Here is a 14360-nt window from a genome sequence, read left to right as displayed (position 1 = left end):
CTCCTTAGACGATGCCGGTGGCGTAGAACGTGGCGATGACCACGAAGACCGCCAGGGTCTTGATCAGGGTAATACCGAAAATGTCCTTGTAGGCCTCGCGGTGGGTCAAGCCGGTGACGGCCAGTAAGGTGATCACCGCACCGTTGTGCGGCAGGGTGTCCATGCCGCCACTGGCCATCGCGGCCACCCGGTGCAGCACCTCGAGCGGTATGTTGGCGGCGTTTGCCGCGGCGATGAAGCTGTCGCCCATGGCCGCCAGGGCAATGCTCATGCCGCCAGAGGCGGAGCCGGTGATGCCGGCCAGCAAGGTCACGGTGATCGCTTCATTGACCAGCGGGTTGGGGATGCCGCGCAGGGCGTCGGCCAGTACCAGAAAGCCGGGCAGCGAAGCGATCACAGCACCAAAACCGTACTCGGAGGCCGTGTTCATGGCGGCCAGCAAGGCACCACCGACGGCACTTTTGGTGCCTTCGGCCAGGCGCTCACGGATGGCGCCGAAGGCGCACACCAGCACCATCAGGATGCCCACCAGCAGCGCGGCCTGCACTGCCCAGATCGCCGTCAGCTTGGCCACGTCGCTGTTCACCGGCGCACTCATGCCCGGCAGCTGCAGGGTATGGCTGGCCCCATACCACTGCGGGATCCAGTGGGTGAACAGCAGGTTCATTACACCCACCAGTACCAGCGGCGAAAGCGCCAGCCATGGGTTGGGCAAGGTCAGGTCGGCGGCGGTTTCCGGTTCGTTGCGCAGGTTGCTGCCATAGCCCTCGCCGGCGCGCTGGGCCTTGTTACGCTGGCGTTGCAGGTAAAGCATGCCGCTGCAGAACACGAACACCGTGCCGATCAGCCCCAGCCAGGGCGCGGCCCAGGCGGTGGTGTTGAAGAAGGTACTGGGGATGATGTTCTGAATCTGCGGTGTGCCGGGCAGGGCGTCCATGGTGAACGAGAAGGCGCCCAAGGCGATGGTTGCCGGGATCAGGCGCTTGGGAATATCACTTTGGCGGAACATTTCGGCGGCGAACGGGTACACCGCGAACACCACCACAAACAGCGATACCCCACCATAAGTGAGCAAAGCGCAAACGAGCACAATCACCAGCATGGCCTGGCGGGTGCCGAGCAGGCGGATGGCTGCGGCGACGATCGAGCGCGAGAAACCGGACAGTTCGATGAGCTTGCCGAACACCGCGCCAAGCAGGAACACCGGGAAGTACAGCTTGATGAAACCGACCATCTTTTCCATGAACACCCCGGTAAAGGCGGGTGCCACGGCGGCGGGGTCGGTCAGCAGCACCGCGCCGAGGGCGGCGATGGGAGCGAAGAGGATCACGCTGTAACCGCGGTAGGCGGCCAGCATCAGCAGGGCCAAAGCGGCGAGGGCGATGAGCACGGTCATCGGGTAGATCTCCTGGGTAGGTCTTTTTGTTATCGGTGACCGGGAGATAGCGGGAATCGTGCCAATATTTAACCTGTTGATTTATATAGTATTTTTACAAGTGGAAGATTGCTGTGTCTCTCATTTGAGATTAGCTGCGGCAGCTATTGCTCCCAACCGCGTTTCAGGGCAGAGCGCCCGCAGTAGTCTCCATCGCGAAACATCAGTCTCTGATGAGAGACTCAGACGCCCAAAGCCACCCGCTTCTTGTAGAACGTCGAACGGCCCAAACCCAATGCTTTGGCTGCTTCCACCACATTGCCGGCGTGTTCGGCCAACGTGTCGGCAATCAGTTTGCGCTCGAATTGCGCACAGGCATCGCGGTAGCTTTGCCTAACGGTAGTTGTGGCAAGCGGCGCCACCGGCCCTAGTGCCTCGCGCAAGTCCAAGGCGGTAAGGCGCGGCTGGTCTGCCAGCAGGGTTGCCCGTTCCAGCACGTTGCGCAGCTCACGGATGTTCCCTGGCCAGGCATGGCGTGCCAGCAATTGCAGCGCATCGGGCTCCAGCTCGAACTGGCTGCCCAGTTCGGCCAGGATCGCCTCGCATAACGCGGGCAGGTCTTCGAGGCGCTCGCGCAGCGGCGGTGCCTGGATTGGCAGTACATTCAGGCGGTAATACAGATCGGCGCGAAACGCCCCGCGGGCCATGGCCGCCTGCAAATCGATTGACGTGGCAGCGATGATGCGCACGTCGCTGCGCAGCATCTGGTTCGAGCCCACCGGTTCGTATTCCTTCTCCTGCAGTACGCGCAGCAGTTTGCTTTGCAGGGCCAGGGGCATGTCGCCGATTTCGTCGAGGAACAAGGTGCCACCCTCGGCCAACTGCAACTTACCGCTGCGCCCCTTACGGTCAGCGCCGGTAAAGGCGCCCGGGGCCGTGCCAAAGAACTCGGCTTCCAGCAGCGCCTCGGGGATCGCTGCACTGTTGATGCTGACAAAGGCTTTGTGCGCACGTGCCGAGGCTGCGTGAATGGCATGGGCCAGCAGCTCCTTGCCGGTACCGGTTTCGCCGAGCAACAACACCGGCGACTCGCTGGCCGCGCCACGCCTGGCACGGCGTTTGGCCTCAAGGCTCGCCGCGCTGCTGCCGACGAACTGGGCAAAACTGTATTTGGCTTGGCGCGCGCGCAGTTGCGAGCGTGTCGTGGCCAGTTCCTGCTGCATGCTCGAATAGCGCTTGAGCAGTGGCGACAGGCTGCGCAATTCGTCGAACAGGGCAAAGCCGATGGCACCGATAAGCGCCCCCTGGGCATCGTGGATCGGCAGGCGCATGACCACCAGTGGCTCCTTGGCGGTGTCGAGCATGTCCAGCAGGATCGGCCGGCCGTTACTCACCACCTCGCGCATCAGGCTGCCCGGGATCACCGTTTCGCATGGCTGGCCGATGGCACTGGCGGCATCGGCCAGGCCAAAACGGCGGGCATAGCGTTCGTTCATCCACACGATTCGCGCCTCGCGGTCGACGATCACCGTGCCCTCGCTGGACTGCTCGATGATTTCGAACAGCGAGCGGATCGCCAGTTGCCGTACCTGAGGATAGTCCTTGAGGGTATTGCTTTCTTGCATGGCAGTTCCCTGAAACCTGTGATGGCAGTACCAGCCTAAACTCTCGGGTCGAAGGCCTCGCGCAAGGCATCCCCGATAAACACCAGCAATGACAGCACCACCGCCAGCGCAAAGAACGCCGTGAAGCCCAGCCAAGGGGCCTCCAGGTGCTGCTTGCCCTGGGTTACCAGCTCACCCAGCGAAGCACTCCCGGCCGGCATGCCAAAGCCCAGAAAGTCCAGCGCGGTCAGTGTAGTGATGGCCCCGGTGAGCATGAACGGCACGTAGGTCAGCGTGGCGTTCATCGCATTGGGCAGGATGTGCTGCAGCATCACCTGGCTGTCAGGCAGGCCCAGAGCGCGGGCGGCCTTCACGTACTCCAGGTTGCGCCCACGCAGGAACTCGGCCCGCACCACATCCACCAGGGTCAACCACGAGAACAGCGCCATGATCCCCAGCAGCCACCAGAAGTCCGGCTCGACGAAACCGCTGAGGATGATCAGCAGGTACAGCACCGGCAACCCCGACCACACCTCCAGCACGCGTTGCCCGAGCAGGTCCACCCAACCACCGTGGTAGCCCTGCAAGGCCCCGGCGATCACGCCGATCAGCACGCTGACCACCGTCAGGGCAAAGGCGAACAGCAGCGATACCCGGGTGCCGTACAACACCCGCGCGAGCACGTCGCGGCCCTGGTCGTCGGTACCCAGCCAGTTGCTGCTGCTCGGTGGGCTTGGGGTGGGTACTTGCAGGTCGTAGTTGGGTGTGTCGGCACTGAACGGAATCGGTGCGAACAGCATCCAGCCGCCCTGGCCCTCGATCAGCTGGCGGACATACGCGCTACGGTAGTCCGGCTGAAACGGCAGTTGGCCGCCGAACTGCTGCTCGCTGTAGCGTTTGAGCGCAGGCATGTACAGCTCGCCCTTGTAGCCAAGCAGCAAGGGTTTGTCGTTGGCGACGAGCTCTGCACCAAGGCTGAGCAGCAGCAGGCCTGCGAACAGCCACAACGACACCCAGCCACGGCGGTTGCGGCGAAAGCGTTGCAGGCGGCGACGCGAAACCGGCGAGAGCATCAGTGCGCCCTCGCGTCAAAGTCGATGCGCGGATCGAGCAAGGTATACGACAAGTCGCCGATCAGGCGTATCAGCAGGCCGGCCAGGGTGAAGATGAACAGTGTGCCAAACACTACCGGGTAGTCACGCGACACCGCTGCCTCGTAGCTCATGCGCCCGAGGCCATCGAGTGAAAAAATCACCTCGATCAGCAGGGATCCTGCGAAGAACACCGTGATCAGCGCCTGCGGCAAGCCTGCCAGCACCACCAGCATGGCATTGCGCAGCACGTGGCCATACAGGACGCGACGCTCGCTCAGGCCCTTGGCGCGGGCCGTGACCACGTACTGACGGGAGATTTCATCGAGGAAGGCGTTCTTGGTCAGCAATGTCAGTGTGGCGAAGCCGCCGACCACCAGTGCCCCCACCGGCAGCACCAGGTGCCAGAAGTAGTCGGCGACCTTGCCCAGCAGGCTGAGCTGGTCGAAGTTCTCCGAGACCAGGCCGCGTACCGGGAACCAGTTCAGCGAGGTGCCACCGGCGAACAGCACGATCAGCAGCAAGGCGAACAGGAAGGAGGGCAGGGCGTAACCGATCACGATCAGCGCACTGCTCCAGGCATCGAAACGGCTGCCGTGGCGCACCGCCTTGCGGATGCCCAGCGGGATCGACACCAGGTAGGTGATCAACGTGGCCCAGAACCCCAGTGAAAGGGTCACCGGCAGCTTGTCCAGAATCAGGTCGGTGACCTTGGCGCCGCGGAAGAAGCTCTGGCCGAAATCCAGCCGTGCATACTGGCCGAGCATCAGCCACAGGCGCTCAGGGGCCGACTTGTCGAAGCCGTACTGGCGCTTGATCTCCTCGATCAGTTTCGGGTCCAGGCCCCGGGTGGCGCGGGATTCGCCATGAACCACGTCGGCCCGGGCGCCCGGTGCCCCGCCGCCGATGCCCTGCAGCCTGGCCACCGCCTGCTCCACCGGGCCACCGGGGGCCGCCTGGACGATGGCGAAGTTGACCAGCAGGATCGCCAGCAGCGTGGGGATGATCAGCAGCAGGCGGCGCAGGATATAGGACGTCATGGCGCAGCCTTCTGGCGCTCGGCCATCTGCGCGCTGGTCAGGGCGTTCGGGCTGATTTCCCACCAGCTGTCCAGCCCTTCGTCATAAGCAGGCTGGACCTTGGGCAGGCCGAAGCGGTTCCACCACACGGTCGAACTGCCTGGCGGGTAGTAGTTGGGGATCCAGTAGTAGTTCCACTGCAGCACACGGTCCAGCGCATGGGCGTGGCGCAGCATGTCAGCCTGGGTGTCGGCGCGCACCAGCCCGTCGATCAGGCTGTCCACCGCAGGGTCCTTGAGCACCATCAGGTTGTTCGAGCCTGGGTCGTTGGCTGCTGCAGACCCGAAGTAATTGTAGAGTTCGGCACCCGGTGAGAGGGTGGCCGGGTAGCCGGTGACGAGCATGTCGTAGTCGCGGGCCATCAGACGATTGACGTACTGGGCCGAGTCGACATTGCGGATGTTCAGGGTAACGCCGATCTGTGCCAGGTTACGTTTCCACGGCAGCAGCAAACGCTCAAGGCCGGCCTGGCCGTTGAGGAAGGTAAATGTCAGCGGCTGGCCCTCGGCGTTGACCAGGTGATCACCCTTAGGGTGCCAACCCGCCTGCTGCAGCAGGGCCAGGGCCTGCAGTTGCTGCGTGCGGATAATCCCCGAACCGTCGGTTATGGGGGCTGTGAACACCTGGCTGAAGACTTCGCCCGGTACCTTGCCGCGCAGCGGCTCAAGCAGTTTCAGTTCATCGGCATCCGGCAATTCGCGCGCCGCCAGCGGGGTGTTGGAAAAAATACTCTGCTGGCGGATGTACAGGTTGCGCATCATCTGGCGGTTGCTCCACTCGAAGTCCCATAGCATGGCCAGCGCCTGGCGCACGCGGCGGTCCTTGAACTGCGGCCGGTCGAGGTTGAACACGAACCCCTGGGCGGTCTGTGGCTTGGCCGGGCCCAGGTGGGCGCGTTGCAGGCGGCCGTCATCCAGTTGTGCACCGTTGTAGCCGAGGGTGAAGGCTGTGGCCGAGAACTCACGGTTGTAGTCGTAGCCACCGCCCTTGAGCACCTGGCGCGCCACCTCGGTATCACCAAAGTACTCGACGCGAATGCGTTCGAAGTTGAAACGGCCGCGGCTGACGGGCAAGTCCTTGGCCCACCAGTGCCGGTCACGCTCGAAGGTGACGCTGCGGCCATTGTCGATCCGCCCGATGCGGTAGGGGCCGCTGCCGACCGGTGTGTCGAAGCCGGCGCCGTTGGCGAAGTCGCGGCTGTTCCAGTCGTGTTCGGGCAGGACCGGCAAACTGGCAAGGTCCAGGGGCAGGGTGCGGCCGTGGGGTTGCTTGAAATCGAAACGCACGCGGTGCGGGCCTTCGACAGTGACACCCGCCACATCGGCGAACTGGGTCCGGTATTTGAGGCTGCCCTCGCTCATCAGCTTGTCGTAACTGAAGCGCACATCCTCGGCACGCACGGGTTTGCCATCGGCAAAGGTGGCCCTGGGGTCGATGTAAAAACGTAGCCAGGCGTCTTGCGGGCCGCGTTCCATGCGCCGGGCGATCAGGCCATAGACGGTGTAGGGCTCATCGAATGAACGCACGGCCAGAGGGGCGTACAGCCAGCCATCGACCTGGCTGACGCCGATACCTTTGTCGATGTACGGCAGGATGTGGTCGAACTGACCGATTTCGGTGGCCGAGCGGCGCAGGATACCGCCCTTGGGGGCATCGGGGTTGACGTAGTCGAAGTGGCGGAACGTTTGGGCGTAGCGCGGGGCTTCACCGTAAACGGTGAGGGCGTGGGTCGGTTCGGCGAGGGCGGTAAAACCCATGCAGGCCAGCACGATCCCCAGAAACATCTGTGGGAGCGGGCTTGCCCGCGAAGAGGCCCGGCCAGGCAACGGCGTTGCCTGCACGGGCGCATTCGCGGGCAAAGCCGCTCCCACAGAGGTGGTCATGGTCAGCGTGGACTTAGTCCTGGCGGCTGGTCACTTCCAGCAGGTGGTAGCCGAACTGGGTCTTGACCGGGCCCTGCACGGTGTTGATCGGGGCGCTGAACACAACGGTATCGAATTCCTTGACCATCTGGCCTGGGCCGAACGAGCCCAGGTCACCGCCCTGGCGGCTGGACGGGCAGGTGGAGTTGGCTTTGGCGATTTCAGCGAAGTCGGCACCGGCTTCGATCTGGGCTTTGAGTTCGTTGCACTTGTCTTCGCTGCTGACGAGGATGTGGCGGGCAGTGGCGCGTGCCATGGGTACTACTCCTTGGGTGAAAAGGGCAAGCCTAGCGCACTTGCTTGGGAAATGTCTCGCAAGGCTTGCTGTACGCTTCCTACATACGCGCTGCGGCCTCACGCAGCAGGGTTTGTGTCGCTTCCCAGCCCAGGCAGCCATCGGTGATCGACACGCCGTACTTCAGCGGGCCCTTGCCCAAGGCCTGGCAACCGTCGAACAGGTGGCCTTCAAGCATCACCCCGACAATCGATGTGTCGCCGGCCAGGCGCTGAGCCAGCACGTCCTCGAACACTGCGGGCTGCCGTGCCGGGTCCTTGCCGCTGTTGGCATGGCTGCAATCGACCATGATCCGCGCCTGCAGGCCCGCCTTGGCCAGCCCTTGGCGGGCTTGGGCAATGCTGGTGCTGTCGTGGTTCGGGCCCTTGTGGCCGCCGCGCAGCACCAGGTGGGTATCCGGGTTGCCCAAGGTCTCGATGATCGCCGGGTAGCCTTGCGCATCCATACCGAAATGGCGGTGCGCGGCGGCAGCGCTGCGCATCGCGTCGCACGCGATGGCGACACCGCCATCGGTACCGTTCTTGAACCCGACCGGTAACTCCAGGCCGCTGACCATCTCACGGTGAACCTGCGATTCGGTGGTACGCGCGCCAATCGCCGCCCAGCCCAGCAGGTCATCGAAGTAACCGGCGACCATCGGCTGCAGCAGCTCTGTGGCGATCGGCAGGCCGCGTTCGATCATGTTCAGCATCAAGCCACGGGACAGGGCGATGCCGCCATGCATGTCGTCGCTGCCATCGAGGTGCGGATCGTATGCCAGGCCTTTCCAGCCCACCGTGGTACGCGGTTTCTCCACGTAAGCGCGCATCACCAACAGCAACTTGTCGTCGACTTCGCGGCTCAGGGCCGCCAGGCGGTCGGCATATTCAAGGGCCGAGCGTGGGTCGTGGATCGAGCAGGGGCCGACGACCACCAGCAGGCGCGGATCGCGGCCTTCGAGGATGGCGCGAATGGCCTGGCGCTGGGCCTGGACTTGCTGGGCGTGTTCGATTGAAAGCGGCATCTGCTGCTTGAGCAGGTGCGGGCTGGGCAGGCGACGGCTGACAGTGGTGTTGGCAGCGTTTGGCTGGGTCAGGGGCAGAGCGAGGTTCGAGGCTTGCATGGCGTAGGTTCCCTGGGCGGACGGCGGGTTCTGACCCGCGCAGTCGGCCCCTATCGAGGTGTTCGACTGATCGTTGAATTCAGATTGGCTGCAGCATTGCCACCGTGGACGGACCGGTCGGAGGCGGCAGGCTGGCCCGAGCGGGATTGGCTAAATCGCCAGGCGTAGGTGCTTGCGTAGTAATAGGTGGCGTAGTTCATGAAAGTGTCCTCAGTGTGAATCGGGAATGTTCAAAGGCCTGAAAAGCAAAACCCCCGGTCGGGGAGCCGACCGGGGGTTTGAGTATTCTCATGTTCGGCGGCCCCTCGAAGGTGGGCGCCGTGTAGGTATCAGCGGCGCCTAGTGGCTAAACCAATACCCAAAATAAAAGCAGGCAGCAGCCTTGCAGCCGGCAACGGCCAGCACAGGGCGCAGGTTGCGACCGGTGTGGTTGGCGTGGTTGCGGGTGTGTTTCGGCATGTTGCTCTCCAGTTGATGAGCCCGAGCTTACTTTAGGTGGCAGGCACCGTTCAATGAATAATTTGCCATGCACCTGATCAATTTCTTTTGCCTTGCAGAAAACGGATAGCGCTTTGCACCCAGCGGATATTGCCGCCCGCCGGCACGCCCTAACCTGAGCTGGTCTGAACAATAACAATGGAGACCCTGGCCATGTCCCTGGGATTCGACTACCTCAATGCCATGCTCGAGGACGACCGTGAAAAGGGCATCTACCGCTGCAAGCGCGAGATGTTCACCGACCCACGCCTGTTCGACCTGGAGATGAAACACATCTTCGAGGGCAACTGGATCTACCTGGCCCACGAAAGCCAGATCCCCGAGAAAAACGACTTCCTCACCCTGACCATGGGGCGCCAGCCGATCTTCATCGCGCGCAACAAGGACGGTGAGCTCAATGCCTTCCTCAATGCCTGCAGCCACCGCGGCGCCATGCTCTGCCGGCACAAGCGCGGAAACCGTGCAAGCTATACCTGCCCGTTCCATGGCTGGACCTTCAACAACAGTGGCAAGCTGCTCAAGGTCAAGGATCCGGGCAACGCCGGCTACCCCGACAGTTTCAACTGCGACGGCTCCCATGACCTGACCAAGGTTGCCCGGTTCGAATCCTACCGCGGCTTCCTGTTCGGCAGCCTCAAAGCCGATGTCAAGCCGCTGGCCGAACACCTGGGCGAATCGGCCAAGATCATCGACATGATCGTTGACCAGTCCCCCGAGGGCCTGGAGGTACTGCGCGGGGCCAGTTCGTACATCTACGAAGGCAACTGGAAGCTGACCGCCGAGAACGGCGCCGACGGCTACCATGTCAGCTCCGTGCACTGGAACTACGCGGCCACCCAGAACCAGCGCAAGCAGCGTGAAGCGGGCGAAGAGATCAAGACCATGAGCGCTGGTGCATGGGCCAAGCAGGGGGGTGGTTTCTACTCCTTCGACCACGGCCACCTGCTGCTCTGGACCCGCTGGGCCAACCCCGAAGACCGCCCGGCCTTCGAACGCCGCGAACAACTCGCCGCAGACTTCGGCCAGGCTCGTGCCGACTGGATGATCGAGAACTCGCGCAACCTGTGCCTGTACCCCAACGTCTACCTGATGGACCAGTTCAGCTCGCAGATCCGCATCGCTCGGCCGATATCGGTGAACAAAACCGAGATCACCATCTACTGCATCGCGCCCAGAGGCGAGAGCGCCGAGGCCCGTGCCAGGCGCATTCGTCAGTACGAAGACTTCTTCAACGTCAGTGGCATGGCCACCCCCGACGACCTTGAGGAATTCCGCTCCTGCCAGACAGGTTACGGCGGTGGTACCGGCTGGAACGACATGTCACGCGGCGCGGCGCACTGGGTCGAGGGGGCCGACGAGGCCGCCCGCGAAATCGAGCTCAGCCCGCTGCTGTCTGGCGTGCGCACTGAGGACGAGGGCCTGTTCGTGCTGCAGCACAAGTACTGGCAGGACACCATGCTCAAGGCCCTTGAGGACGAGCAGCAACTGATCCCTGTGGAGGCCGTGCAATGAGCCTTCATGAGACCGTGCGCGACTTCCTGTACCGCGAAGCGCGCTACCTGGACGATGCACAGTGGGACCAGTGGCTGGAACTGTATGCCAGCGATGCAAGCTTCTGGATGCCCGCGTGGGATGACGACGACTGCCTCACCACCGACCCGCAAAGCGAGATCTCGCTGATCTGGTACGGCAACCGTGGCGGCCTCGAGGACCGGGTGTTCCGCATAAAGACCGAGCGTTCCAGTGCGACCGTGCCCGACACCCGCACCTCGCACAACATCAGCAACATCGAGATCGTCGAGCAGGGTGAGGGCTACTGCCAGGTGCGCTTCAACTGGCACACGCTGAGTTTTCGCTACAAGACCACCGACAGCTACTTCGGTACGAGCTTCTACACCCTGGACCTGCGCGGCGAACAGCCGCTTATCAAGGCCAAGAAGGTGGTGCTGAAGAACGACTACGTGCGCCAGGTCATCGACATCTACCACATCTGAACCGAGGTTACGCGAACGGCCCGGTGTGCCCCATGGCGCGCCGTGGCCAGGTTCGCCCGCGAGGTGCAACATGAGCTTCCAGATCGCGCTTAATTTCGAAGACGGGGTAACCCGCTTCATCGAGGCCAGCGGCCATGAAACCGTCGCCGACGCCGCCTACCGCCAGGGCATCAATATCCCGCTGGACTGCCGCGATGGCGCCTGCGGTACCTGCAAGTGCAAGGCCGAATCCGGCCGTTATGACCTGGGCGACAACTTCATCGAAGACGCCCTCAATGCAGACGAAATCGCCGAAGGCTATGTACTGACCTGCCAGATGCGCGCCGAAAGCGACTGCGTGGTACGCATCCCGGCGTCTTCGCAACTGTGCAAGACCGAACAAGCCAGCTTCCAGGCCGCCATCAGTGATGTGCGCCAGCTGTCGGCCAGTACCATCGCCCTCTCGATCAAGGGTGAATCGCTGAACAGGCTGGCTTTCTTGCCGGGGCAGTACGTCAACCTCACGGTGCCCGGCAGCGACCAGAGCCGCGCCTACTCCTTCAGTTCGTTGCAGAAGGACGGTGAAGTCAGCTTCCTGATTCGCAACGTGCCGGGCGGGCTGATGAGCAGCTTCCTCACCAGCCTGGCCAAGGCCGGCGACAACATGAGCCTGGCCGGGCCCTTGGGCAGTTTCTACCTGCGCCCGATCCAGCGCCCCTTGCTGCTGCTGGCCGGCGGCACGGGCCTGGCCCCGTTCACGGCGATGCTGGAGAAGGTCGCCGAACAGGGTAGCGAGCACCCCCTGCACCTGATCTATGGGGTGACCAACGACTTCGACCTGGTCGAGCTGGACCGTTTGCACGCCCTGGCTGCGCGCATCCCCAACTTCACCTTCAGCGCCTGTGTGGCCAACCCCGAAAGCCATTACCCGCGAAAGGGTTACGTCACCCAGCACATCGAGCCGTGCCACCTCAATGATGGCGATGTCGACGTGTACCTGTGCGGCCCGCCACCGATGGTCGAGGCGGTCAGCCAGTACATCCGCGAGCAGGGCATCACCCCGGCCAACTTCTACTACGAGAAGTTCGCGGCAGCGGCGGCCTGAGTTTCCTTGGGGCCGCCCCATCGTGCGGGTGAAGGTGGCCTCCTTTTCTTCCAAAGCCGGCAGTTGGGCCTGAGAGCACCGCTGTACCTGTGGGAGCCGGCTTGCCGGCGATGGGGCCAGTGCAGGCCAGGCAAGGTTGTGCCTGATAACAGGATAAGGAAGTAGCAGATGAACAACCGATTCCATAACAAAGTAGCCCTGGTCACCGGCGCCGCTCAAGGCATCGGCCGTGGTGTGTGCTGGCGGCTCAAGGCCGAAGGCGCGCAGGTGGTGGCCGTGGACCGCTCCGAACTGGTCCACGAACTGGCCGGGGAGGGCGTGCTGACGCTGATCGCCGACCTTGAGCAGTACACCGACTGTGCCCGCGTCATGGCCTCGGCGGTAGAAGCGTTCGGGCGCATCGACATTCTGGTCAACAACGTTGGCGGCACCATCTGGGCCAAGCCCTTCGAACACTATGAAGTGGCGCAGATCGAGGCCGAAGTTCGCCGCTCGCTGTTCCCCACCCTGTGGTGCTGCCACGCGGCGCTCCCGTACATGCTCGAACGCGGCAGCGGCGCCATCGTCAACGTCTCCTCGATTGCCACCCGCGGCGTCAACCGCGTGCCCTATGGCGCGGCCAAAGGCGGGGTCAATGCACTGACCGCGTGCCTTGCCTTCGAAACCGCCGGCCGCGGCATCCGGGTCAACGCTACCGCGCCCGGCGGCACCGAGGCACCACCCCGGCGGGTGCCACGCAATGAGGCCGAGCAGAGCGAACAAGACAAACGCTGGTATCAGCAGATCGTCGACCAGACCCTGGACAGCAGCCTGATGCACCGCTACGGCAGCATTGACGAACAGGTTGGCGCGATCCTTTTCCTGGCCAGCGACGAGGCGTCCTACATCACCGGCGTGACCCTGCCGGTGGGGGGCGGCGACCTCGGCTGAGCAGCACCCAAAGGCAGTTTTACTCCACAAAAAAAACAACAGAGACAGATGCCATGCGAACCCTTGACGTTCACCCGATCATCGACAACGCCCGTTTCACCGCCTTCCACTGGATGGTCATGGCCTGGTGCGGCCTGCTGCTGGTCTTTGACGGCTACGACCTGTTCATCTACGGCGTGGTACTGCCGGTGATCATGAAAGAATGGGGCCTGACCCCTTTGCAGGCCGGTGCCCTGGGCAGCTATGCGCTGTTCGGCATGATGTTCGGTGCCCTGGCTTTCGGCAGCCTGGCCGACCGGATCGGGCGCAAGAAAGGGATTGCCATCTGTTTCGCCCTGTTCTCGGGGGCGACCATCCTCAACGGCTTTGCCAGCAGCCCCAGCGAGTTCGGCATCTATCGCTTCATCGCCGGCCTTGGCTGCGGCGGTCTGATGCCCAATGCCGTGGCGCTGATGAACGAATACGCGCCCAAGCGCCTGCGCAGCACGCTGGTGGCAATCATGTTCAGCGGTTATTCGCTGGGCGGCATGCTTTCGGCGGGCGTGGGTATCTTCATGCTGCCACGCTTCGGTTGGGAGTCGATGTTCTTCGCCGCCGCAGTGCCGCTGCTGCTGTTGCCGGTGATCCTGTATTACCTGCCCGAGTCGATCGGCTTTCTGGTGCGCCAGGGCCGTACCGACGAGGCGCGCACGTTGCTCAAGCGCCTGGACCCGCACTGCGATGTGCAGGCTGACGACCAATTGCAGGCGACTGACCGCAAAGGTAACGGCGGTTCAGTGCTGGACCTGTTCCGCAATGGCCTGGCCACCCGCACCCTGGCCCTGTGGCTGGCGTTCTTCTGCTGCCTGTTGATGGTCTACGCGCTCAGCTCGTGGCTGCCGAAACTGATGGCCAACGCCGGCTACAGCCTGGGCTCGAGCCTGTCCTTCCTGCTGGCACTGAACTTCGGCGGCATGGCCGGGGCAATTCTGGGTGGCTGGCTGGGCGACCGCTACAACCTGGTGAAAGTGAAAGTCGCGTTCTTCCTGGCAGCTGCCGTGTCGATCAGCCTGCTCGGGGTCAACAGCCCGATGCCGGTGCTGTACCTGCTGATCTTCATCGCCGGCGCCACCACCATCGGCACGCAGATCCTGCTGTACGCCGGTGCTGCGCAGCTTTACGGCCTTGCGGTGCGCTCCACCGGCCTGGGCTGGGCCTCGGGCATCGGCCGCAATGGCGCCATCGTCGGGCCGCTGCTAGGCGGTGCGCTGATGGGGATCAACCTGCCGCTGCAACTCAATTTCATCGCCTTCGCCATTCCCGGTGCAATCGCCGCGCTGGCCATGGCCGTGCACCTGGCCAGCAGCCGGCGTCACGCCCTGGCCGCGACGGCCTGACCTTACTACT

The 14360-nt window shown here is 63.4% G+C and carries 12 protein-coding genes; 5 read left to right on the top strand and 7 right to left on the bottom strand.

Features of this window, described 5'->3' with window-relative positions; genetic code table 11:
- Positions 1 to 4: 4 nt before the first annotated feature.
- From JOE27_RS04375 to JOE27_RS04345, 7 genes are all read right to left on the bottom strand, one after another.
- Positions 5 to 1396: a GntP family permease gene (locus JOE27_RS04375; protein ID WP_012314567.1), complete on the bottom strand. Its 1392-nt coding sequence runs from the start codon at positions 1394 to 1396 to the stop codon at positions 5 to 7.
- Positions 1397 to 1617: 221 nt separating this feature from the next.
- Complete coding sequence (locus JOE27_RS04370) at positions 1618 to 3000, bottom strand: sigma 54-interacting transcriptional regulator (protein ID WP_204918020.1); 1383 nt, start codon at positions 2998 to 3000, stop codon at positions 1618 to 1620.
- A gap of 35 nt (positions 3001 to 3035) precedes the next feature.
- Entirely contained in the window at positions 3036 to 4052 is a 1017-nt protein-coding gene (locus JOE27_RS04365; RefSeq protein ID WP_204918018.1) for an ABC transporter permease, read from the bottom strand.
- Positions 4052 to 5110 carry a microcin C ABC transporter permease YejB gene (locus JOE27_RS04360; protein ID WP_039602125.1) on the bottom strand — a complete coding sequence of 353 codons (1059 nt, stop codon included), beginning with the start codon at positions 5108 to 5110 and terminating at the stop codon, positions 4052 to 4054. Before JOE27_RS04360 ends, JOE27_RS04365 begins: the two co-directional genes overlap by 1 nt.
- Positions 5107 to 7032, bottom strand: a complete 1926-nt coding sequence (locus JOE27_RS04355) for an extracellular solute-binding protein (RefSeq protein ID WP_204918016.1) — start codon at positions 7030 to 7032, stop codon at positions 5107 to 5109. The genes JOE27_RS04360 and JOE27_RS04355 overlap by 4 nt, the downstream gene beginning before the upstream one ends.
- A gap of 13 nt (positions 7033 to 7045) precedes the next feature.
- Complete coding sequence (locus JOE27_RS04350; RefSeq protein WP_039602126.1) at positions 7046 to 7327, bottom strand: peptidylprolyl isomerase; 282 nt, start codon at positions 7325 to 7327, stop codon at positions 7046 to 7048.
- Positions 7328 to 7406: 79 nt separating this feature from the next.
- Positions 7407 to 8468 carry a 3-deoxy-7-phosphoheptulonate synthase gene (locus JOE27_RS04345; RefSeq protein ID WP_046786152.1) on the bottom strand — a complete coding sequence of 354 codons (1062 nt, stop codon included), beginning with the start codon at positions 8466 to 8468 and terminating at the stop codon, positions 7407 to 7409.
- A gap of 651 nt (positions 8469 to 9119) precedes the next feature.
- Here JOE27_RS04345 and benA point away from each other — a divergent pair.
- The 5 genes from benA to JOE27_RS04320 all read left to right on the top strand — a co-directional run bounded on the left by benA (position 9120) and on the right by JOE27_RS04320 (position 14350).
- On the top strand, positions 9120 to 10478 hold the full coding sequence (benA, locus tag JOE27_RS04340) for a benzoate 1,2-dioxygenase large subunit (protein ID WP_204918013.1): 1359 nt from the start codon (positions 9120 to 9122) through the stop codon (positions 10476 to 10478).
- On the top strand, positions 10475 to 10960 hold the full coding sequence (gene benB, locus JOE27_RS04335) for a benzoate 1,2-dioxygenase small subunit (RefSeq protein ID WP_115274746.1): 486 nt from the start codon (positions 10475 to 10477) through the stop codon (positions 10958 to 10960). The genes benA and benB overlap by 4 nt, the downstream gene beginning before the upstream one ends.
- 70 nt (positions 10961 to 11030) lie before the next feature.
- Positions 11031 to 12044, top strand: a complete 1014-nt coding sequence (benC, locus tag JOE27_RS04330) for a benzoate 1,2-dioxygenase electron transfer component BenC (protein WP_204918011.1) — start codon at positions 11031 to 11033, stop codon at positions 12042 to 12044.
- A 168-nt stretch (positions 12045 to 12212) separates the two neighbouring features.
- Positions 12213 to 12974, top strand: a complete 762-nt coding sequence (locus JOE27_RS04325) for a 1,6-dihydroxycyclohexa-2,4-diene-1-carboxylate dehydrogenase (RefSeq protein WP_115274748.1) — start codon at positions 12213 to 12215, stop codon at positions 12972 to 12974.
- Positions 12975 to 13027: 53 nt separating this feature from the next.
- A complete protein-coding gene (locus JOE27_RS04320) occupies positions 13028 to 14350 on the top strand; it encodes an aromatic acid/H+ symport family MFS transporter (RefSeq protein WP_204918009.1) in 1323 nt (440 codons plus the stop codon).
- Positions 14351 to 14360: the final 10 nt, after the last annotated feature.

Source organism: Pseudomonas sp. M5, assembly GCF_016907075.1.
Classification (GTDB): Bacteria; Pseudomonadota; Gammaproteobacteria; order Pseudomonadales; family Pseudomonadaceae; genus Aquipseudomonas; species Aquipseudomonas putida_E.
Note: the sequence above shows the minus strand (reverse complement) of the source record. Positions and strands in the feature narration are given on the sequence as shown.